Annotated in this window: 18 protein-coding genes; 10 read left to right on the plus strand and 8 right to left on the minus strand. The window is 69.9% G+C overall.

From position 1 onward, the window contains the following. Positions 1-68 precede the first annotated feature (68 nt). Entirely contained in the window at positions 69-995 is a 927-nt protein-coding gene (locus tag HKD39_RS17945) for a LysR substrate-binding domain-containing protein (RefSeq protein ID WP_171201247.1), read from the plus strand. A 121-nt stretch (positions 996-1,116) separates the two neighbouring features. Continuing rightward, entirely contained in the window at positions 1,117-1,482 is a 366-nt protein-coding gene (locus tag HKD39_RS17950) for a DUF2568 domain-containing protein (protein WP_171201248.1), read from the plus strand. On the opposite strand, the gene HKD39_RS17955 is transcribed toward HKD39_RS17950, so the two are convergent. Beyond that, on the minus strand, positions 1,455-2,645 hold the full coding sequence (locus tag HKD39_RS17955) for a heparan-alpha-glucosaminide N-acetyltransferase domain-containing protein (RefSeq protein WP_171201249.1): 1,191 nt from the start codon (positions 2,643-2,645) through the stop codon (positions 1,455-1,457). The two genes, HKD39_RS17950 and HKD39_RS17955, sit on opposite strands and share 28 nt — an antisense overlap. A 79-nt stretch (positions 2,646-2,724) precedes the next feature. Next, a complete protein-coding gene (locus HKD39_RS17960) occupies positions 2,725-3,594 on the minus strand; it encodes a LysR family transcriptional regulator (RefSeq protein WP_171201250.1) in 870 nt (289 codons plus the stop codon). A gap of 109 nt (positions 3,595-3,703) precedes the next feature. Between HKD39_RS17960 and HKD39_RS17965 the strand changes: the two genes are divergently transcribed. Continuing rightward, positions 3,704-4,705 (plus strand): nitrilase-related carbon-nitrogen hydrolase, encoded by a 1,002-nt coding sequence (locus HKD39_RS17965; protein ID WP_171201251.1) that lies wholly within the window; start codon positions 3,704-3,706, stop codon positions 4,703-4,705. A 183-nt stretch (positions 4,706-4,888) separates the two neighbouring features. Here the strand turns inward: HKD39_RS17965 and HKD39_RS17970 are convergent, their stop codons facing one another. After that, positions 4,889-5,266, minus strand: a complete 378-nt coding sequence (locus HKD39_RS17970; RefSeq protein WP_171201252.1) for a DUF2255 family protein — start codon at positions 5,264-5,266, stop codon at positions 4,889-4,891. Between the two features lie 294 nt (positions 5,267-5,560). On the opposite strand from HKD39_RS17970, the gene HKD39_RS17975 reads away from it, so the two are divergent. Beyond that, positions 5,561-7,120, plus strand: coding sequence for an MFS transporter (locus HKD39_RS17975; RefSeq protein WP_171201281.1), 1,560 nt, complete (start codon positions 5,561-5,563; stop codon positions 7,118-7,120). On the opposite strand, the gene HKD39_RS17980 is transcribed toward HKD39_RS17975, so the two are convergent. After that, a complete protein-coding gene (locus tag HKD39_RS17980) occupies positions 7,117-8,400 on the minus strand; it encodes a chloride channel protein (RefSeq protein WP_171201253.1) in 1,284 nt (427 codons plus the stop codon). The two genes, HKD39_RS17975 and HKD39_RS17980, sit on opposite strands and share 4 nt — an antisense overlap. Positions 8,401-8,503: 103 nt before the next feature. Between HKD39_RS17980 and HKD39_RS17985 the strand changes: the two genes are divergently transcribed. From HKD39_RS17985 to serB, 3 genes are all read left to right on the plus strand, one after another. Beyond that, positions 8,504-10,309 carry a gamma-glutamyltransferase family protein gene (locus HKD39_RS17985; protein ID WP_171201254.1) on the plus strand — a complete coding sequence of 602 codons (1,806 nt, stop codon included), beginning with the start codon at positions 8,504-8,506 and terminating at the stop codon, positions 10,307-10,309. Positions 10,310-10,527: 218 nt separating this feature from the next. Beyond that, a complete protein-coding gene (gene ctaD / locus HKD39_RS17990) occupies positions 10,528-12,270 on the plus strand; it encodes an aa3-type cytochrome oxidase subunit I (RefSeq protein ID WP_171201255.1) in 1,743 nt (580 codons plus the stop codon). Between the two features lie 28 nt (positions 12,271-12,298). Beyond that, entirely contained in the window at positions 12,299-13,495 is a 1,197-nt protein-coding gene (serB, locus tag HKD39_RS17995) for a phosphoserine phosphatase SerB (RefSeq protein WP_171201256.1), read from the plus strand. 18 nt (positions 13,496-13,513) lie between these two features. Here serB and HKD39_RS18000 read toward each other — a convergent pair whose 3' ends face one another. Further along, on the minus strand, positions 13,514-14,416 hold the full coding sequence (locus HKD39_RS18000) for an NADP-dependent oxidoreductase (protein WP_171201257.1): 903 nt from the start codon (positions 14,414-14,416) through the stop codon (positions 13,514-13,516). Further along, positions 14,413-15,651, minus strand: a complete 1,239-nt coding sequence (locus HKD39_RS18005) for an MFS transporter (RefSeq protein ID WP_171201258.1) — start codon at positions 15,649-15,651, stop codon at positions 14,413-14,415. The genes HKD39_RS18000 and HKD39_RS18005 overlap by 4 nt, the downstream gene beginning before the upstream one ends. A 109-nt stretch (positions 15,652-15,760) precedes the next feature. Here HKD39_RS18005 and HKD39_RS18010 point away from each other — a divergent pair, with 109 nt between their 5' ends. Further along, positions 15,761-16,378 (plus strand): TetR/AcrR family transcriptional regulator, encoded by a 618-nt coding sequence (locus HKD39_RS18010; protein ID WP_212754736.1) that lies wholly within the window; start codon positions 15,761-15,763, stop codon positions 16,376-16,378. Positions 16,379-16,542: 164 nt separating this feature from the next. Here HKD39_RS18010 and HKD39_RS18015 read toward each other — a convergent pair whose 3' ends face one another. Continuing rightward, positions 16,543-16,776, minus strand: coding sequence for a hypothetical protein (locus HKD39_RS18015; RefSeq protein ID WP_171201259.1), 234 nt, complete (start codon positions 16,774-16,776; stop codon positions 16,543-16,545). A gap of 145 nt (positions 16,777-16,921) precedes the next feature. After that, positions 16,922-17,983: a LacI family DNA-binding transcriptional regulator gene (locus HKD39_RS18020; protein ID WP_171201260.1), complete on the minus strand. Its 1,062-nt coding sequence runs from the start codon at positions 17,981-17,983 to the stop codon at positions 16,922-16,924. A 142-nt stretch (positions 17,984-18,125) separates the two neighbouring features. Between HKD39_RS18020 and HKD39_RS18025 the strand changes: the two genes are divergently transcribed. Beyond that, a complete protein-coding gene (locus tag HKD39_RS18025; RefSeq protein ID WP_343074770.1) occupies positions 18,126-19,382 on the plus strand; it encodes an MFS transporter in 1,257 nt (418 codons plus the stop codon). Positions 19,383-19,417: 35 nt separating this feature from the next. Continuing rightward, entirely contained in the window at positions 19,418-20,320 is a 903-nt protein-coding gene (locus HKD39_RS18030; protein WP_171201262.1) for a peptidyl-tRNA hydrolase, read from the plus strand. Positions 20,321-20,349: the final 29 nt, after the last annotated feature.

Below are 20,349 nucleotides of genomic sequence, written 5' to 3' on the forward strand. Positions count from 1 at the left end.
TGCTCTCGCCACGACGAGCTCATTGTCTTGCCACAAACGGTCTTTGTGCCTCGCGTTAGGGTGGTGCCGTGGTGCTGAGTCAACGGATGCCCGACCTGCCGATGCTGGAGACCCTGCAGGCGGTTGCCCGCCTGGAATCGCTCAGTGCGGCCGCCGCCGAACTGGGCATCACCCAGCAGGCGGTGTCGGCGCGGTTGAAGGCATTGGAGGCCAGGGTCGGGGTTCCGCTGCTGCGGCGCGGGCCACGGGGGAGCGCCTTGACCGCCGCCGGCGTCAGCGTCGTGGAATGGGCAGATCGGTTGCTGGACACCGCCACTGCCGTTGATACCGCGTTGGCCACGTTGCGCACCAGCAGGGCATCGCAACTCCGGGTGGCGGCCAGCCTCACCATCGCCGAGCAGTTGCTGCCCACCTGGTTGGTGCGGATGCGCGCCGACCTGCTGCTCCGCGGCGAACAGCCACCCGAGGTGATCCTGCACGCCGCGAACAGCGAGCAGGTGCTCGAACGAGTCCGTGCAGGCACGGCCGACCTCGGTCTGATCGAAACGCCCACCGTGCCCCGCGGGCTGTCGCACCGGACGGTGGCCACCGACGAATTGGTCGTGGTGGTGGCGCCCGACCACCCATGGGCGCGGCGCCGCCGCCCGCTGGCAGCGAGCCAACTGGCTCGCACCCCGATGGTGTGGCGGGAATCGGGATCGGGCACCAGGGACTCCGCGATGGCGGCGATCGGCAGGGCTGTCGGCAATCCGGACGTCGCGGCCGCCGCGCTGGAGCTGTCCACCACCTCGGCGGTGAAGGCGGCGGTGACCGCGGGCGCGGGGCCGGCGGTGCTCAGCCGGCTTGCGCTCGGTGACGAGTTGCGGGCCGGCCGGTTGGTCGCCGTCGACGTCGAAGGGCTGGACCTGCGCCGGAACCTGCGAGCGGTATGGATCGGCGGACGGGAACTGCCGCCCGGCCCGATCCGGCAGCTGCTCAGCTACCGCGACCGCTAGCAATGTTCACAACACCAACCCCAACCGAGAGCGGTGCTCTTGTTTTCGGCGCGCGATCGTGCTTCACTGGCCTGACTAGCCGGAGAGCACTGCTCTCGGTTGTGGACGAGAGGTCAGGCAGATGCAGGCAACAGCGGGTTCCGAGTGGGGATTCAACGTCAACGACGTGGTGGCGTTTCTGGTCGAGTTGGCGGCGCTCACATTGCTGGGGACATGGGCCTGGCGGGCCGTCCACGGGCCGACGCCGGTCCGCGTGCTTGCCGTTGTGGTTGTGATCGGTGCCGCGCTGACGCTGTGGTCGCTGTTCGCGGCGCCGAAGGCGACGTTCGCCATCCCGGCGGCCGCGGTGGCCGTGAAGGCACTGGTACTCGGCGGGAGCGTGCTGGCCGCCGCCACCATGCTGCCGGCCCTGGTGGTGATCGGCTGGGGCGCCGTTGTGGTGCTGAACACCACGCTGATCTACGTCGGGCCGTTCGCCCGGGCGTGACGGCCGGACAACCGCACCGTGTTGCTCATCAGGCTGACGAAGGTCTCCAGCGGACCTCTGCGGCGCAGCGCTGCGCAGGCCGCCCCGATCAGCAACGCCGCGAGCACGTGCGGTATCCATTGCCGCACCGCGTCTCCCGGCTCGCCAAGGCTCAGCGCCACGACGTGCACTGAATACAAGCTGAGCGTCATTGTCCCTGCGCCGCAAAGGATCTGCCAGCAGCGTAGCAATCGCGGCCCGGTCCATTGCACCAACAGCAGGGCGGCTCCCAGGGTGAGCAGAGCGGTGCCGGTGGTGTGCGCGAAATCGACAATGGAGCCCGAATGTGGCGACCACACCCCGAGCCACCACGCGGTCCCGGTCGGCGAGGTGCCGTACATGCCGTCCGCCAACGCGTCCCGCAGCTCCGGCCAGGTCGACACATTCAGACCGGATGAATCTGCAAGCAACGCGGAACGGGCCCCGGCGCCGCTGCCGACCCATGCCGCCACCACCAGCGCCGCGCCGGCCAGCGCTGCCCCGACCGCCACCATCGCGGCGGCGGTGCGCGTCGCTCGCAGGTTGAGCCGGCCAATTCCCATGCCAACCAACAGATATGTGGTCCAGGTGAAAACCGGGTAGTAGCCGGTGAAGACCACCTCACCCAGCAACTGCCCCGGGTCTTGCAGGGAGTCGAACGACGGATTCTGCCCTGTGCTCGGCGGCAGGTGCCGGCGGATCAGCAGACTCAACCACGGCGACAGCACACCCCACACCGCGGCGGCAACCAGCAGCGCCCCGGCCGGCAACCGGATCAGCGGCACGGCAACCAGAAACAGCAATCCGTAGTTGACCAGAATCACGGCGACCCCGGAATCCGGGATGCCGAGCAGCATGCCGATCAAGGTGATCAACGCCGCCCGCATCACCAGTGCGCCGCGTACCCGTCCGCTCCGGCCGGGTCGGGTGGCCAATGCAACGGACACCCCGGCCAACACCGCGAACAGCGCAGCCGATCGGCCGCCGGCAACCGATTTCAACGCATCGGGCGCACCGCTTGGACCGCCGAGCGCGCCGGTGTGCGCCACGAACATGCCGAGCAGGGCGAGGGTCCTGGCCAGGTCGATCCCGACCAGGCGCGCAGCCGACCGCTCGTTCCGTTCGGTCCGCAGGGTCGTGGCCATCGCCGTCCAGTCTTCCGGTGGATGCGCGGCTCGACCACCGGCACCAGCTGCGTCCAGTGTGCCAACAGCGACGGCGCCGTTAGCCGGGCTCGGCCTGCGCGGCCAGGAACTCCCGCAAGGTGACCGAGCCGGAGTCCGCCCGCCAAACCAGCGAGATCGTCCAGTCAGCAGCGGGGGACGGCAGATGGGTGATGCGGACCCCGCGCGGGGCGGTGCGCTTTGAGCTGGCTGGGACCACCGCAATGCCGGCGTCCGCAGCCACCAGGGCGAGCACCGTCAGTAAGTCGTGGGCCCGCTGGCCAACCGTGATGGTCAGTCCATGGGCGCGCAGCCATTCGGTGATCTGCCGGTACAGGCCTGGGCCGCGTTCGGGCTCCAGCGCGATTACCGGGCGGTCGGTGAGCAGGTCAGTGGCCGCGGCGTTCCGGGCGCCGACCGCCCTGGCCAGCGCGAGCCGGTCCCGGCCGACCTGCCTGCGGCGGAGCTGTGGTTGGCCGGCCGCCGCGGCGGTCCGCACGAATCCGGCGTCCAACTGGCCCGACTCGACCAGGTCAAGCTGTTGCGTCGACGACATGTCGTCGAGAGTCACGGCCACGCCGGGGAAGCGGTGCCGATAGCGGGCCACGGCCTGCGGCGCGATGTCGACGCTCGACATCCCGAAACCGAGACGCAGCGTGCCCGAGACTCCGTGCTCGAGCAGACCGGCCTGCCGAAGCAGCCGATCGTCCGCGTCGACCCAACTGTCGATCAGCGGCGCCAGCTCACGGCCGGCGACGCTGAGCCGCGCGCCGTGCCGCCCGCGATCGAACAGCCGGACGCCCAGCGCCGACTCCAGCCGTTGAATGCGCCGTGTCAGCGCCGGTTGGGACACCAGCAATGCTGAGGCCGCGTCGCCGTAGTGCCCCGACCTGGCGAGCGCGACGAACGCTTCCGCTGCCTCACGATCCATGCGGGAAGCGTATCGAAAGCGCCAAGTCCGACATTGGACGTATGGAATCGGTGCATGCTCGAATCACGGCACCGAACCGGATCACCGACCAGATGAGGGGTAACCAACTATGTTGCTGCGCGCCGCCACGCTGCAGTTCGAGTCAGTGCCGGACGACAAAGTGGCCAATCTGCACTGTCTTTCGGCGCTGGCACGCTCGGCGGCGTCGTCCGGTGCGCAGTTGATCGTCGGACCTGAAATGTGCTCGCTGGGTTACTGGCACCTGCGCCGGAAACCGGCGTCGGAGTTGTTCGAGCTGGCAGAGCCTGCCGAGGGCCCAACCGTGACACAGGTGCGGCGGCTGGCCGGCGAGCTCGACGCGGTGGTCGGCGTCGGCTTTCTGGAACGCGACGGATCACGGCTCTACAACTCGTACGCGGTGTGCGCACCAGACGGTCAGGTCGGGATTCATCGCAAGCTGCACGCCTTCGAGCATCCGGCCATCAGCAGTGGCAGTAGCTACACGGTGCTGGCCACTACATGGGGCATCACCATCGGGGTGCTGATCTGCTGGGACAACAACTTGATCGAGAACCCGCGCGCCACAGCCCTTCTGGGAGCCTCGGTACTGCTGGCTCCGCACCAGACCGGCGGCACCGCCTCGCCCAGCCCGCACGCCACCAAGGTGATTCCGCGGCAGCAGTGGGAGCGTCGGCATACCGATCCGGCCGCTGTCGAGGCCGAGTTCCGCGGGCCCAACGGACGGGAATGGTTGCTGCGCTGGCTCCCCTCGCGAGCCCATGACAACGGCATGTTCGTCATCTTCAGCAACGGCGTTGGCGTCGATGACGACGAGATCCGCACCGGCAATGCCATGATCATCGACCCGTACGGGCGCATCCTGGCGGAGACGTCAGCGCCCGAGAATGCCGTGGTGATCGCCGATCTCGACCTGGACCTGGTTCCGACGGCACAAGGGCGACGCTGGATGCGGGGGCGCCGCCCCGAGTTGTACGGACCGCTGACCACGGCGAACGGGCTTGAACGCTCTGCGGCCGAGGCCAGGTTCTCCTCCGAGCCGTTCCAGCTGTCCGGTCCACCGGGTGGACCCGCTGTTTCCGCCGGAGACTGAGCTCAAGGCCGACCGCTGGCCATGGGCCCCCTGGCACGGCGAACACAACACTTTCCGCACATCACAACCGTTTCAGCGCGCTGGACGGGTTGTGATGTACCGGAACGGTTGTGCTCGCGGGCAGCGGCGCCGAGGATCGGGCGATGCCGGAGTCAGAACCGGCGACATGCACCGGAAACTGAATCAGCTCGGATCGACCCGCAGGGTGGCTTGCAGTGCCTGTGGCGACAACGTCGAGTCGACGATCTGCTTGGCGTAGCGGGCGTACTTGTCTTGATATGCCTTACTGATCTGATCCTGCAGCTGCGGATCGGACACCGGCTCGAAGGTGACGTCCCGGTCGATTGCGCCGATCTGGACGTGCCCAGAACCCTTGGCCTTGGCGCCGGAGAACCAGCCGCCCTTGCGTCCGCGCACCGAACGGACATACACCTGACCGCCGACCGGGACGGCCCAGATGGTGATGGGTGCGGTTCGCTCGCCGTCACCGCGGTCGCTGGAGATCTGCAGTTCGTCGGTGTTGCCGAAGGTGTCGAGTTCGGCGGGGGACCATGCGCTCATCGCGAAACTCCTCGGGTCGGTGGATGTTCGGCACAGCGGGGTCGTTCGGCACAGCGGGGCTGTTCGGCACGGCGGGGTAGTTCGGCTGAGCGTTCGGCGCGGAGCTGCTCGGAGTTATCCGGGCTGCCGGCGCTCTCGGTGCAACGGTAGGCCGCACCCCGCCGGCCGGCCAGGCGAGCGGATTGCCGTTCCCCGCCGCGAGGTCCACCATGGCCAACACAGCAGCTGGCCAGAAGCACGGCCACCACAGTGCAGCTACCAGCAGGCAGCTACCAGCAGTTGGGAGACCCGCGGATGTCCGAGCCGGTGTCGCGGCAGCCAGCAGCCACCCCGCACACCGGCGTCCGGTTAGCCGAGGCGCGCGGCAAGTGGGTGCTGCTGGCCACCGTGCTGAGCTCGGGCATGGCGATGCTGGACGGCACCGTCGTCAACGTGGTGCTGCCCGAGTTGGGCCGCGATCTCGGCGCGTCGATGGCCGACCTGCAGTGGGTGGTCAACGCCTACACGCTCACGCTCGCCGGCTTCATCCTGCTGGGCGGCTCGCTCGGCGACCGGTACGGGCGACGCAAGGTGTTCCTGATCGGCGTGGTGTGGTTCGCCCTCGCGTCGGCGCTGTGCGGGCTGGCGCCGAACGCGCCGACGCTGATCGCCGCGCGGGCACTGCAGGGGATCGGCGGGGCGCTGCTCACCCCTGGCTCGCTGAGCCTGATCCAGGCGTCATTCGTCAAGGACGACCGGGCCAAGGCGGTCGGTGCCTGGTCAGGGCTCGGCGGGGTGGCGGGCGCTGTCGGCCCGTTCCTTGGTGGCGGCCTGGCCGACACCATCGGCTGGCGCTCGGTGTTCTTCCTCAACATTCCGCTGGCCGCCGTGGTGATCTGGGTGACGACCAAGCACGTGCCGGAGAGCCGAGACCCGAAGGCGCACGGGCGGTTCGACGTGCTGGGGGCGGCGGTGGTGGCGCTGGGTCTGGTGGCCCTCACCTATCTGCTCACCGAGGCACCGGCCGGGACGGCGAGCCCGGTGGTGCTGGTGATCGCCGGGGTGGTGGGTGTCGGGTCGATGCTCGCGTTCGTGCTGGTGGAACGACGCCGCTCGGCCGGGCACGGCCCCGATCCGTTGGTGCCGCTGCAATTGTTCGCCAACCGGCAGTTCACCGCGATCAACCTGGTGACGCTGATCGTCTATGCCGCCATGGGCGTGGTGATGTTCCTGCTCGTGATGCACCTGCAGGTGGTGTCCGGGTACGGCCCGACGGTCGCCGGCTCCGCGATGATCCCTGTCACGGTGCTGATGCTGCTGCTGTCGGCCAAGGCGGGGGATCTGGCGAGCAAGATCGGGCCGCGTCGACCGATCACCGTCGGGCTGCTGCTGGCGGCCGCCGGCCTGCTGCTGGCGTTGCGGATCGGACCCCAAACCTCTGGCTGGACGGGCTATCTCACCGATGTGCTGCCGGCGGTGCTGGTGTTCGGGATGGGTCTGTCGGCAATGGTGGCGCCGCTCACCGCGACGGTGCTGGCCAGCGCCGACGACCGGCACGCCGGCGCCGCCAGCGGGGTCAACAACGCGGTCGCGCGCACCGGCAACCTGCTCGCGGTGGCCGCGGTTCCGCCCGCGGTGGGGCTGGTGGGCGACGCCCTGAACAATCCGCAGGAGTTCGACAGCGGCTTCTCCGCGGCCATGATCGTCTCCGCGGCGATGATCGCGCTCGGCGCTGTGCTGACCGTGCTGCTGGTGCGTGACCCTGATTCGGTCGGCACGAAGCGGTCGAAACCGTTGTCCCGCAGCCACTGCGCGGTGAACGCCCCTCCATTGGAACCGGAACCTGAACCGGAACCGGACCGGCAGCAGACCTAGTTGCCGGCGGTGCCCATCCGGGCGCGCCACGGCCGCCAACTCTGCGGCAACAGGTATTCGGTGAGCAGCGAGCCGGCCACCGCGATCATCATCGGCACCACAAGGGCGACGCCGGTGTCGGTGAACTCCAACAGCAGCACCATGCCGCAGAGCGGGGCCCGCTGGGTGGTGGACAGCACCGCGGCGGCGCCGATCACCGCGAAGGCCACTACGCCGCCGCCCGCCCACAGTTGCGACCAGCCGGCGCCGAACACCACCCCGAGCAGCGCACCGGTGGCAACGGCCGGCATCAGCACGCCGCCCTCTCTTGTCGCGGCCAGACAGATCCCGGTGAACAGCGGCTTGAGCACCAGCAGCAGCGCCAGCCCGGCCACCGGCACCCCGGCGTCACCGACCGCGGCCTCGAACGCGAGCATCCCGTTGCCGAGCAGCTCGGGGAACCACCAGGCGACAACGCCGAGCGCGCCGAAGGCGAGCACCACGGCGGGGATCACCCGCCACCCGCTCGGCGCCAGCCGGATGCCCAGCTGCGTCCACCACGAGAAGGACCGGCTCACCAACCCGGCCAGCGGCCCCAACACCAACGCCGCCAGCAGCAGCGTCGGATGAAACTCCGGAAGCGGTACGTCGAACGTCGGGTGCCTGCCCAGTGCCACCCAGGCGATCACGGTGGCGATCACACTGCACGCCATGATCGGCACAAGGTCAGCCAGCGCGAACGACGCCAGCAGGATCTCCGCGGCGAACAACGCCCCACCCAGCGGCACCTGATACACCGCGGCCAGGCCGGCACCGGCACCGGCGGCGATCAGCGTGAGCCGTTGCCGCGCCGTCAGTTTCAACCGTCCGGCGAACACCTCACCGGCAGCGGCACCGAGCAGCCGGGGCGCCCCTTCCTTACCGATCGACCCGCCGACGCCGACGCCGACCACCTGCAGCACGGCGTCGATCACCGCGGGACCGGCACGCAGCCGCCCGTCCCGCAGCGCACCCGTCACCGTCCCGGCGAACGGCACGAACCGGCGGTACGCCCACCAGCCGACGCCCACCAGCAGCCCACCGGCGGTCAGCGCCAGCAGCCGGCGAGCGGCCGACCCGTCCTGCAGACCGTGCAACAGCTCGTCGTCGGCGCTGCCGAAGGCCAGCAGCTCCACCCCGGTGATCAGCCAGCTGAGCAGCACCCCGCCGATGCCGGCCGCCACCCCGGTACCGAGCACCGCTGCGCTCATCGCGGGCGTCCACCAGCGTTCGCTCTGCTCGCCGGGCGCCGCGGAAGTCACCGCCTCAGTATTTCGTCACCGCAGACCCGGCCGGCGCCGACCCGCCTGCCCCCGCACCGGCCCGGCCGACGCGGCGGTGCGAACACCGGCGAAAATGGATTCCATGACTGCTCCAGCCACGCCCGCGTTCACCACCCGGCCGGAACTGACCGGCACCTTCGGGATGGTGGCGTCGACGCACTACCTGACCTCTGCCGCCGGGATGGCCGAGCTGGAGGCCGGCGGTAACGCCATCGACGCGGCCGTCGCCGCCGGCTTCACCCTGCAGGTGGTTGAACCGCACCTGAACGGGCCTGGCGGCGACATGACCTTGCTCTATGCGCTGCAGGACGGCGTGCCGCAGGTGTTGTGCGGGCAGGGTCCGGCCCCCGCCGGCGCGACCGCCCAGGCCATGCGGCAGCGCGGGCTCGACCGGGTGCCGGGCTCGGGTGTGGCCGCCGCGGCGATCCCGGCATCCACCGTCGCCTGGTTGACGCTGCTGCGGGACCACGGCACCCGCAGCCTCGCTGACGTGTTGAAGTACGCAATCCATTACGCCGCAACGGGTTTCCCGGTGCTGCCGCAGATCGAACGCACCATCGCCACCGTCGCGGAGCTGCTGCGCACCAGCTGGGCGGACTCGGCGGCGCTCTACCTCACCGACGCCGGGCCGGTGCCGGCGGGCAGCATGCTGTGCAACCCGGCGCTGGCCGGCACTTACCGCCGGCTGCTGGACGCCGGGACCGGCCGTGACCGTGACGCCGCCATTGACGCCGCCATCGAGGCCTGGAGCACCGGCTTCGTCGCCGAGGCGATCGACGCGTTCTGCCGCACCGAGCAGGACGACGGTCTCGGCGGCCGGTATACCGGGTTGCTCACCGGCGACGACCTCGCCGGTTTCCGCCCGCACTACGAGGCGCCGGTGACCGCCGATTTCCACGGCTGGACGGTGGCGAAGTCGGGTGCCTGGGGGCAGGGACCGGTACTGCTGCAACAACTGCGGCTGCTGGACGACCTCGACCCGGCCAGCACCCCGCCGCTGTCGGCCGAGTGGGTGCACCGCATTGTCGAGGCCAGCAAGCTCGCGTTCGCCGACCGGGACGCCTGGTATGGCGACCCTGCCGCTGACCAGCCGCCGGTGCCGATCCACGCCCTGCTGTCTGACAGCTACACCCAGCAGCGGCGCGAGCTGATCGGCGAGCAGGCGTCGGGGGAGTTGCGTCCCGGGAGCCCGGACGGCCGCACCCCGGTGCTGCCGGACTGGAGCACCGGCAGCACCCCGGTGGGCGCCACCACCGGCGAACCGACGGTCGGCCGGGACGGCCGGACCAAGGGCGACACCTGCCACGTCAGCGTGGTCGACGCCGGCGGCCGGATGGTGGCAGCCACCCCCAGCGGCGGCTGGCTGCACAGCTCGCCGCTGATCGGTGCGCTGGGCTTCCCACTGGGCACCCGCCTGCAGATGACGACGCTGGAACCAGGCCTGCCGACCACGCTGCGTCCCGGCGGACGCCCACGCACCACGCTCAGTCCCAGCCTGGCCCGGCACACCGACGGGCGGCGGCTGGCGTTCGGTACCCCCGGCGGCGATCAGCAGGACCAGTGGCAGCTCGGCTTTTTCCTCAACCACGTGCTGGCCGGGATGAACCTGCAGCAGGCCATCGACGCGCCGGCCTTCCACTCCACCCATTTCCCAAGCTCGTTCTACCCGCGCGAGGCATTCCCGAAGCAGCTGATCGTCGAAGACCGGTTCGGCGCCGAGCTGATCGACGGGTTGCGGCGTCTGGGCCACGACGTGGTGGTGTCGGGGCCGTGGAGCCTCGGCCGGCTCAGCGCGGTGTCACGGGCCGGCGCCGGCGCGAGCGCACCCGCGGTGCTGCGCGCCGGGGCCAACCCGAGAGGTATGCAGGGCTATGCGGTGGGCAGGTGAACGGGACCTAGGTCCCGCGTTCCGGCGGGCGGGCAGGGCCGCCATGTCCGGTATCGCCGCCGCACCGCAAATCGCGCGCCACCCGGTAGCGGCGATCTCCATCCGCTCGGACTAAGCTCCAACATGTTCCACGCGTGGTTCCCGTCCGCCCTTGGCGCGGGCCCGCCAGCAGCAGCCGGCGCAGGCCGTCGGTACGTAACGACAGCAGGAGGCCGTCTGTGACCGCCGTAGCACCCCGCCCCGTGGTGACCAAGGCGTATCCGGTGGAGCGTCCGGCCCGCGGATCACGTTTCCTGCAGTACTTCAAGACCACCGACCCCAAGGTCCTCGGGATCATGTACGTGGCGACGGCGTTCACCATGTTCATGATCGGCGGCGTGATGGCGCTGCTGATGCGCGCCGAGCTGGCCCGCCCCGGCATGCAGTTCCTCAGCCCCGAGCAGTTCAACCAGCTGTTCACCATGCACGGCACGGTGATGCTGCTGTTCTATGCGACCCCGATCGTCTTCGGGTTCGCGAACTTCGTGTTGCCGCTGCAGATCGGCGCACCCGATGTGGCCTTCCCACGGTTGAACGCCTTCTCATACTGGCTGTTCCTGTTCGGGGCGCTGATTGCCCTTTCCGGCTTCTTCACCCCTGGCGGCGCCGCCGCGTTCGGCTGGACGGCCTACCCGCCGCTGTCCGACGCGCAGAACTCGCCAGGGGTCGGCGGCGACCTGTGGATCATGGGCCTTGCGGTGTCCGGCCTCGGCACCATTCTCGGCGCGGTCAACATGATCACCACCGTCGTCTGCCTGCGCTGCCCCGGCATGACGATGTGGCGGCTGCCGATCTTCACCTGGAACATCCTGATCACGTCGATCCTGGTCCTGATCGCGTTCCCGATCCTGACCGCCGCGCTGCTCGGCCTTGCTGCCGACCGGCACTTCGGCTCGCACGTCTTCGACCCCAGCAACGGCGGCGCCATATTGTGGCAACACCTTTTCTGGTTCTTCGGGCATCCAGAGGTGTACATCATCGCGCTGCCGTTCTTCGGCATCGTCTCCGAAGTGTTCCCGGTGTTCAGCCGCAAACCGGTGTTCGGCTACCGCGGCCTGGTCTACGCGACACTGTCGATCGCCGCGCTGAGCGTCGCGGTGTGGGCGCACCACATGTTCGCCACCGGCGCCGTGCTGCTGCCCTTCTTCAGCTTCATGACGTTCCTCATCGCGGTGCCGACCGGGCTGAAGTTCATCAACTGGATCGGCACCATGTGGCGCGGCCAGCTCAGCTTCGAGACACCGATGCTGTTCGCCTGCGGCTTCCTGGTGACGTTCCTGTTCGGCGGGTTGACCGGCGTCATCCTGGCGGCGCCCGCACTGGACTTCCAGCTGTCCGACTCGTACTTCGTGGTGGCGCACTTCCACTACGTGCTGTTCGGCACCATCGTGTTCGCCACCTATTCGGGCATCTACTTCTGGTTCCCGAAGGCCACAGGCAGATTCCTGGACGAGCGGCTCGGCAAGTTCCACTTCTGGCTCACCTTCGTCGGATTCCACCTGACGTTCCTGGTCCAGCACTGGCTGGGCAACATGGGCTTCCCGCGGCGATACGCCGACTACCTGCCCACTGACGGGTTCACCACGCTGAACACCATCAGCTCGATCGGCGCGTTCGTGCTCGGCTTCTCGACGCTGCCGTTCATCTGGAACGTGATCCGCTCGTGGCGGCACGGCGAGCCGACCACAGCGGACGACCCGTGGGGCTACGGCAACTCGTTGGAGTGGGCCACCAGCTCGCCACCGCCGCGGCACAACTTCACCTCACTGCCGCGGATCCGCTCCGAGCGGCCGGCCTTCGAGCTGCACCATCCGCACATGGTTGAACGGATGCGCAGCGAGGCCCACCCGCATCGGAACTGGAAACCGCTGGACGACCTGGAATCCTCCGAGCACCTGAAGATCCGCGAGGACGCCCACTGACGGCTGGCGCCGGCGTCGCCGCTGGTAGGTGCCGGCGGTGAGCACCGTGCTGGTGACGGTGACCGGTGCGGACCACCCCGGCATCACCGGTGAGCTGTTCGCGGTGCTGGCCGCTCACGACGGGCAGGTCCGTGACGTCGAACAGGTGGTGGTTCGCGGGCAGCTCACGCTGTCGGTGCTGACCCACCTTGACGACGACCCGGCCCCGCTGCTGCGGGCGTTGCAGCGCCGGTTGAGCCGGCCGGGACAGAGCGTGCGGACCGTCGTCGATCCGCCGAAAGTCCCGCGCCGGGCCAGCAGCCACGTGCTGCTGTTGATGGGCCGGCCCTTGACGGCGGCGCCGGTGCACGCGCTCAGCAGCCGCTTCGGCGCGCACGGCATCAACATCGACGCGATCACCCAGGTCGCCGATTTTCCGGTGACGGGCCTGGAAATGACGCTCACCGCGCCGGACGCCGCGGTGTTGCAGCAGCTGGTGGCGCAGACGGCGACCGAGCACCCGGTCGACATCGCGGTGCAGCAGGCCGGGCTGGCCAGGCGCGCCAAGCGGCTGATCGTTTTCGACGTCGACTCGACGCTGATCACCGGCGAGGTGATCGAGATGCTCGCCGAGCACACCGGCACCAGGGCGGAGGTGGAGCGGATCACGGCCGCCGCGATGCGCGGCGAGCTCGACTTCGCCGCCTCGCTCACCGAGCGGGTGGCGATGCTGGCGGGCCTTGACGCCACGGTGCTCGACGAGGTGGCCGGTCAGCTGCAGTTGACCGAGGGTGCCGCGACCACTATCGCCACCCTCAAGCAGCTCGGCTACCGCTGCGGCATCGTCTCCGGCGGTTTCACCCAGGTGGCGCAGGCGCTGGTGGACGAGCTGGACCTGGACTTCGTCGCCGCCAACACCCTTGAGATCGCCGGCGGCCGGCTGACCGGCAGGGTGGTGGGGGACATCGTCGACAGGGCCGGCAAAGCCGCTGCGCTGCAACGCTTCGCGGCCGCGTTCGAGGTGCCGATGAGCCAGACCGTCGCGGTGGGCGACGGCGCCAACGACATCGACATGCTCTCGGCGGCCGGGCTGGGGATCGCGTTCAACGCCAAGCCGTCGGTGGCCGAGCACGCCGACACAACGGTGAGCGTGCCGTCGCTGGAGCCGGTGCTGCTGATTCTGGGGATCAGCCGGACAGCGCTGCCCGCACCTACCCCTGCGGTGATTGCTCCAGTCGCCGAGTGAGCAGGTCGATAGCCACTCCTACATCGCGATGACGATCTTGCCGAGCAGCCCGCCGGCCTCGGCGCGCCGATTCGCTTGCGCGACAAGCGCGAGCGGGTACTGCCCGGCGACCCGCAGCCTGAGCCTGCCCTCGTCGGCCAGGGCGGAAAGTTCGCGCAACCGATGCGGATGGTGCTGGACGTAGTTGTGCACCGCGCTCGCTGCGCGCTGTTCGAGCGCGTCAGGGATGGTGTCGTCGCTGACCGTGACGAGCCTGCCGCCCTCGCGGAGTAGGTGCGGGTGGTCGAAGACGCCGGCGGTGTCGAAGATCGCATCGAACTCACCGGCCGAGACCGGGTTCGAGTGTGCGGATGCGGCTCCGAGGTCGAGCACCGCCGATTCGTGTTCCGGGCGGGAGACCAGACCGGCGGCCCGGATGCCTGCGCGGGCGGCGAGCTGGATCGCCATGCCGCCGACGCTGCCGGCGGCTCCGGTGACGAGGAGCCGTTCGTCATCGCGCAGGGCGAGACGGGTCAGTGCCTGGTCCGCGGTGAGCGCCGCGAGCGGCAGGGTCGCCGCGGTCGTCAGATCGACCGTCTGGGGTGCCGGAGCAAGGGCTGCGGCGGGGATCGCGGCGTACTGCTGCCAGCTTCCAGCACCGTCCGGCTGGGGCGGGTGCATCGCGATCACCCGATCGCCCGGTGCCCAGCCGGTGTCGTCCGGGGCGGTGATGACAATGCCCGCGACATCCCATCCCAGCACTGCCGGGAACTGTCCGACCTGTTGCGGGGTGCCGGGGGTGCGGGTCTTCACGTCGACGGGATTGATCGTCGAGGCGATGACCGCGACCAGTGCCTCGCCCGGGCCGGGCTCGGGTGTCGGGGCGTCGAGGATCGTGAGGACGTCGGGGTCGCCGTAGGCGGTGATGGCTGCGGCTTTCATTGGCTGGTCTCCTTGATATCGGCTGCAGCAGTGGACGTTTCAGCGGTGGGAGCTTCGGAGCGCGGCGCGGCACGGAGAGCGCGGAAGGTCAGGATCAGGCCGAGGGTCGCGAAGACAGCGCCGCCGAGCCCGCCCCAGCGCAGTAGCCCGGCGGCGACGCCGAGGCCGCCGAGGGTGGAGCCGATCGCGTTCGCGAGGTTGAACGCGCCCACGTTGACCGCCAGCGACAGCGTGGGTGCGGCGCCGGCATGGCGGAGCACGAGCGACTGCAGCGGGGCGATGGTCGCGGTCGAGAGCAGGCCAAGGATCAGCACGAGCCCGACCATCGGTATCGGCTGCCCGGCCAGCAGCGGGAACGCGGCCAGGGTGGCGATGAGCGCGAGGAACACCCCGACAAGGGTTTTGCCGAGCGAGAGGTCGGCGAGGCGACCGGCGACGAGGTTGCCGACGAACCCGCCCACGCCGTAGGTGAGGAGCAGCGCGGGGACCACGCCTGCGGCGATGCCCGTCACCTCTGAGAGCAGCGGGACGAGGTAGGTGAACACGACGCTCACGCCCCCGAACCCGATCACCGTGGTTGACACCGCCAGGAGTACCGGTCCGCGCAGCAGGGTGCGGATCTCGTCGCGCACCCCGCTCGTCGGTGCCGGGGTGCGAGGCATCGCGGCAGCCAGCAGCAGCACCCCGAGGGTGGCGGCGGCAGCGACGAAGACGAACGGGATCCGCCAGCTCGTCGTGCCGCCCAGCAGCGCACCAAGGGGGACGCCGAGGACGGTCGCGACCGTCAGGCCGGAGCTGACGATCGCGATGGCCTGCCCCTGGCGCGCCGGCCCCAGCAATCCGGTCGCGGTCGTCAGTCCGATGGCGAACAGGGTGGCCTGGCTGCACGCCGAGACCACCCGGCCAACGACCACCAACGCATACGTCGGCGCGAACACTGTCAGCACCGTGCCCGCGATGAACACGATCCCCAACGCCAGAGCGAGGCCCTTGCGAGGAACCCGGGCGGTCAGCACGGTCACGATCGGGCCGCCGATCGCGACCCCGAGCGCATAGGCGGTCACCGTCTGCCCGGCAGCGGCGATACTGACCGAGACGTCGGCGGCCAGCTGCGGCAGGACACCGGCGACGAGGTATTCGGCCGTGCCGGTGCAGCACACCAGCAGCACGAACCCGGCTAGCACGTATCCCGGCCGAACGGTGCGGCAGGGGCGGGTGTTCTCAGTTCTGGTCATGCTCATCCGGCTCAGCGGCTCGATCCGGTGATGAGAGCTGTTGACAGGGTCATGATTCCTCCGTAGTGATCGTTACGAAATATGGTCCTGGGGTATCGTAGCGGTCACTATGGAAACTGTGCGCAAGGCGGGGCGCCCACGGGCGTTCGACCCCGACGAGGCGCTGCGCCGCGCCCTGATGGTCTTCTGGGAGCGTGGCTACGAGGGTGCGAGCATGACCTCGCTGCAAGAGGCGACCGGGCTGACCGCGCCGCAGCTCTACCGGGCGTTCGAGTCCAAGGAACGCCTGTTCGAGCGGGCGGTGCGGCTGTACCAGGACGAGTACGGCTTCGGCATCCGTGACGGCGTTCCGCTGGCCGAAGCGGTGGTGGAATATCTCGACCGCGCGGCTCGGGAGTTCACCGCCGAACCGGGGCGCGGGTGCCTGGTCTCGACTGGGTCGCTCGCCACCGGACAAGACGCCAAGGCCGCCGCGGCGATCTGCCGCGCCGAACGCGACAACGCGCTCGCCGGCCTACGCCAGCGCATCATCGACGCGATCAGGCAGGGCGAGCTTCCCGAGTCGACCGATGCCGAAGGACTCTCCCGAAGCGTCGGCGCCCTGATCCAGGGCATGTCCGTCCAGGCCCGAGACGGCGCCACCTACGAAGACCTGGCGCATATCGTCACCACGGCACGGGCGCTGCTCGCCAGCTCAACCGCAGTGCCGGCGCCGCACTGGTCTTAGCCGACCGATCCTCCACCGGTCGCGCGGTGAATCGCCGCGGTGGCAGCGCTCGTCAGGACGGCGCCGCCGGGCCGACATCGGGTGCTGGGCGGCGGCTGCAGGACGTGCGTGCGGTCACCGCCCGGCTGTGCACCGATGCCGACTGCGCCGATGCCGGCCGCTGGTCAGCTCTTCGACCGCTGGTCGCGCTGCTTGTCGGCCTGCGACAGGTCGCTGGCCGCGACCGACCGCTCGGCCTCCGAGGCCACCTCAGGGCTGGTCTCGCCGGACCGGCCGCCGGACTGCCGCAGCGCGCTGGCCGCCACCGATCGTTCTTCTTCCGATGCATTCGGATCTTGCATGATCCTGGCCGCCTCTGAGGCGTCCATTCCGCCGGTCTCTGCTGGGTTTTCGGACATCACCAACACCCTGAAGGGAGCAGGGGAGGCATTCGTTGGCTCCCGGTCTGCCCACCGTGGCACCGCTGTGCCCGACTGTCTACCGCCGTTCGCGCCGGTAGGGGTGGTTTGTCAACAACGCCCCGAAAGTTGTTGACAGCGCTCGTCAGTGATGTTGCGCGGCACAGTCGGCGGGCGCCGCCGTCGCCCCCGGCACGAACTCGCAGTCCAGCAGCACCGAGCGTGGTCGGGCGCCGTCCAGCATCCGCAGCACCGCAGATGCGGCGTCGCGGCCCTTCTGCTGCATCGGCTGCCGCATGGTGGTCAGCGGGCGCGGGTCAAGCGCCGAGGTGTCGATGCCGTCGAACCCGGTGACGCTCAACCGATCCGGCACCGCCAGGCCGAGTGCGTCGGCGGCCCGCAGCACGCCGACGGCGAGCAGGTCGCTCTGCGCGACGACGGCGGTGGGCGGCTCCGGCACGTCGAGCAGCATCCGGCCGATCCGCTCACCTTCTTCGACGGTGGAGTCGGTGGCCGCCAACGCCCTGCCGTTGGGGAAGACGTCCCAGAACGCCTGCAGCCGCTCGGCCGCGGTGTCTGCGGTCGCGGCGGCGAGCCGATCGGCGTCCACCGCGGGGGCGTCGTCGGTGTCCAGTGCGAGTGTCACGGTCGCCGCCCTGCGGTGCCCCAGCCGGTAAAGGTGTTGCGCCAGTTCACGGCTGGCGGCCGGGTTGTCGACGTCGACGGCGGGGGAGCCGCGCCGCGGCCGGCTGCCCACCAGCACGGTCGGAACCCGGCGGCGGCGCAACGAACCGAGCAGCTCGGTGGCCCACGGGCTGCACCCGGTGAGCACTGCGGCGTCCATCGGCGCGTCCTCGAACACCCGGCGCGCGTGCGGGGCGTCGGTGAGCAGCAGCACCCCGGCGCCGGCCTCGCCCAGCACCTCGGCGGCGCCATCGACCATCCCGACATTGACCGGGTCGCGGAAGGCGCTGATCACCGAGGTCTGCACCACCACTCCCACCACCCCGGAGCGGCCGTTGCGCAGTGACCGGGCGCGCGGGTCGGGACCGTGGAAGCCGAGCTCGGTGGCGGCGTCGAGCACCTTCTGCTTGGTGGCCGCAGATACCGGGCCCTTGCCGGCGAACACCAGCGACGCCGTCGAGACCGCCACCCCCGCGGCGCGCGCCACCGTGGCGAGCGTCGGATGCTGCCGGGACTCGGTCATGGGTGATACCGTACTCGAATCGATTCGATCGAATCGATTCGACAGTGGTTCTGACACCGCGGTGACACCGCGGGGTTCCGACACCGTGGTGAAGCATTCCGCTCGACCCGTAACGACCCAGCACTCGCACAGGAAGTCCGCCGTGACCAAGCCAACAACCGATACCAAGCAGCTGCTCGCCGGCGGGGCGATCAGCCGGCAGCAGGGCAAGGCCTGGACGGTCGCGGTGTTCATCATCTTCGCGGTCAACGGGCTGGGCCTGGCCAGCTGGATGTCGCGGGTGCCGTCGGTACGGGACACCTTGGGCGCCAGTACCTTTCAGATGGGGCTGTTGATTGTCGGGCTGTCCGCCGGATCGATGATCGGGCTCGCGGCCTCCAGTCATCTGATCGCCACCTTCGGCGCCAAACGCTGCATGTTGGTGTCCGGAAGCATCATGTTTTGCGGGCTGATGCTGGCCGGCGGCGGCGACGCGATGGCGGCCTACGGGGTGATCTTCGCCGGGTTGTTCCTGTGGGGCATCGCCACCGCGTGCTGTGACGTCGCGATGAACCTGTCGGGCGCGGCCAACGAAAAGGTGATGGGCCGCACCCTGATGCCGCTGTTCCACGCCTTCTTCTCGTTCGGCACCATGGCTGGCGCCGGGCTGGGGGCGCTGGCCGCCAAGGTCCATCTGCCGGTGGGCTGGCACATGCTGATCATCGCGATCGTCGGGCTGATTCTGTTGCTGGCGGTGGCCATTCCGCGGGTGCAACCGGAATCGCTCGGCATCACCGACGGCGACGCCGACCAGCCGCACACCAGCGTCCGCGACCGGTTGTCGGTGTGGAAGCAGCCGACCACCCTGCTGATCGGGCTGATCGTGCTCGGGATGACGTTCGCCGAGGGCTCGGCGGGGGATTGGTTGGCGCTCGGCATGGTCGATGACCGCAACACCAGCAACGCCACCGGCGCCCTGGTCTATGGCGTGTTCGTCACCGCCATGACGGTGGGTCGGCTGGCCGGTGGCAGGGTGCTGGATCGCTTCGGCCGGGTCCCGGTGCTGCGCGCCTGCGTCGCCATGGCGGTGGCCGGGTTGGCACTGGTGATCTTCGTTCCCAGCGTTCCGGTGGCGGTGCTCGGCACCGTGCTGTGGGGCCTTGGCGCCTCGCTGGGCTTCCCGGTCGGGATGTCGGCCGCCGCCGACGATCCGCGCAACGCCGCCGCCAGAGTCAGCGCCGTCGCCACCATCGGCTACCTGGCGTTCTTGGTGGGGCCGCCGTTCCTCGGCCTGATCGGCGAACACATCGGGGTGCTCAACTCGCTGATCATCGTGCTGGTGCTGACCGCCGCCGCGGCCATCGCCGCCCCCGCTGCCCGGGAACGGACCAGGCCGGACAGCTCGGTGCAGGCTCCCTGATTCTCTCAGAAAGCGCCTGCGCGACAATCGAAGCCATGACCGACACTCCGGCGCAGGATGGTGCGGAACTCGGCGTCGCGTTGGCGCCGTTGCGCGCCCGCTACGCGCACTGGCTCGGCCTCGATGAGGCCCAGGTGCTCGCCGACCGCGACGAGGCCGCCGGCGAGATCAGGGCACTGCAGCTGGTGCTGCGCCTGGAGCGCAACCCCGACCCAGCTCCGAGCTGGCATCGCGGCCTTGAATTGGCCGCATCCGGTTGCGCCGCACTGTGTTTGGACCCGCGGTCGGCTCCAGGGGGCGAATGGTTCGACGCGGTGGACGGCTATTGCCGCGGACACATCCGTAAGGTGACCAGGCGGGCTCGTGCCGGCGAGTGGGCTGCCACCGCGGATCTCCCCGGCCGCACGCTGTCCGACGCCGGCACCGAGATCCGGGTGCTGCTCCCGGGTTTGGTCAACGAGCTGGACAAGCGGGTGGGCAAGCTGCAGGTCGGCGGTACTGATCTGCCGGTGGACGAACCCGCCGCCGGCCCTGTCGATGCCGCCGATGCTGTTGGTACCGGTGCTGTCGGTGCCGATGAGCTCAGGGCGCATCCCGGCGAGTTGCTGCTGTGGGTGCCGACCGACCCGCCGATGACGGCCGGCAAGCAGATGGCGCAGACCGGGCACGCCGGAATGATCGCCGCGGCGCTGCTGGCCGACTCCGATCAAGAGACCTTGCGGCGCTGGTACTCCGCGGGTTGTCCGGCCAGGGTGCGCCGGCTGCCGCCGGAGGCTTACCAGGCGCTGGGCGAGCAGTTGGCCGAGCCCAGGGCGGCGTGGGACAGGTCGCGGCTGCTCGCGGTGCGTGATGCCGGTTTCACCGAGATCGCTCCCGGCACCGTGACCGTGCTGGCCCGCGCCCCGTTGGCGCCCGCCGACGACGCAACCCCGGCCTGACCGATACCCGATCCGGCCGCGGCGGGCCG

Origin of the sequence: Nakamurella aerolata, assembly GCF_013002705.1 — a bacterium.
GTDB classification, from domain to species: domain Bacteria; phylum Actinomycetota; class Actinomycetes; order Mycobacteriales; family Nakamurellaceae; genus Nakamurella; species Nakamurella aerolata.

Excerpts from the sequence above, each read along its gene's own strand:
- HKD39_RS18000 (WP_171201257.1), bottom strand. The coding sequence starts at position 14,416 with ATGAAAGCCGCAGCCATCACCGCCTACGGCGACCCCGACGTCCTCACG.
- HKD39_RS17965 (WP_171201251.1), top strand. The coding sequence starts at position 3,704 with ATGTTGCTGCGCGCCGCCACGCTGCAGTTCGAGTCAGTGCCGGACGAC.
- HKD39_RS18005 (WP_171201258.1), bottom strand. The coding sequence starts at position 15,651 with ATGACCAGAACTGAGAACACCCGCCCCTGCCGCACCGTTCGGCCGGGA.
- HKD39_RS18020 (WP_171201260.1), bottom strand. The coding sequence starts at position 17,983 with ATGACCGAGTCCCGGCAGCATCCGACGCTCGCCACGGTGGCGCGCGCC.
- HKD39_RS18010 (WP_212754736.1), top strand. The coding sequence starts at position 15,761 with ATGGAAACTGTGCGCAAGGCGGGGCGCCCACGGGCGTTCGACCCCGAC.
- HKD39_RS17985 (WP_171201254.1), top strand. The coding sequence starts at position 8,504 with ATGACTGCTCCAGCCACGCCCGCGTTCACCACCCGGCCGGAACTGACC.
- HKD39_RS17955 (WP_171201249.1), bottom strand. The coding sequence starts at position 2,645 with ATGGCCACGACCCTGCGGACCGAACGGAACGAGCGGTCGGCTGCGCGC.
- HKD39_RS17970 (WP_171201252.1), bottom strand. The coding sequence starts at position 5,266 with ATGAGCGCATGGTCCCCCGCCGAACTCGACACCTTCGGCAACACCGAC.
- HKD39_RS17975 (WP_171201281.1), top strand. The coding sequence starts at position 5,561 with ATGTCCGAGCCGGTGTCGCGGCAGCCAGCAGCCACCCCGCACACCGGC.
- HKD39_RS18030 (WP_171201262.1), top strand. The coding sequence starts at position 19,418 with ATGACCGACACTCCGGCGCAGGATGGTGCGGAACTCGGCGTCGCGTTG.
- HKD39_RS17950 (WP_171201248.1), top strand. The coding sequence starts at position 1,117 with ATGCAGGCAACAGCGGGTTCCGAGTGGGGATTCAACGTCAACGACGTG.
- HKD39_RS17960 (WP_171201250.1), bottom strand. The coding sequence starts at position 3,594 with ATGGATCGTGAGGCAGCGGAAGCGTTCGTCGCGCTCGCCAGGTCGGGG.
- HKD39_RS18015 (WP_171201259.1), bottom strand. The coding sequence starts at position 16,776 with ATGTCCGAAAACCCAGCAGAGACCGGCGGAATGGACGCCTCAGAGGCG.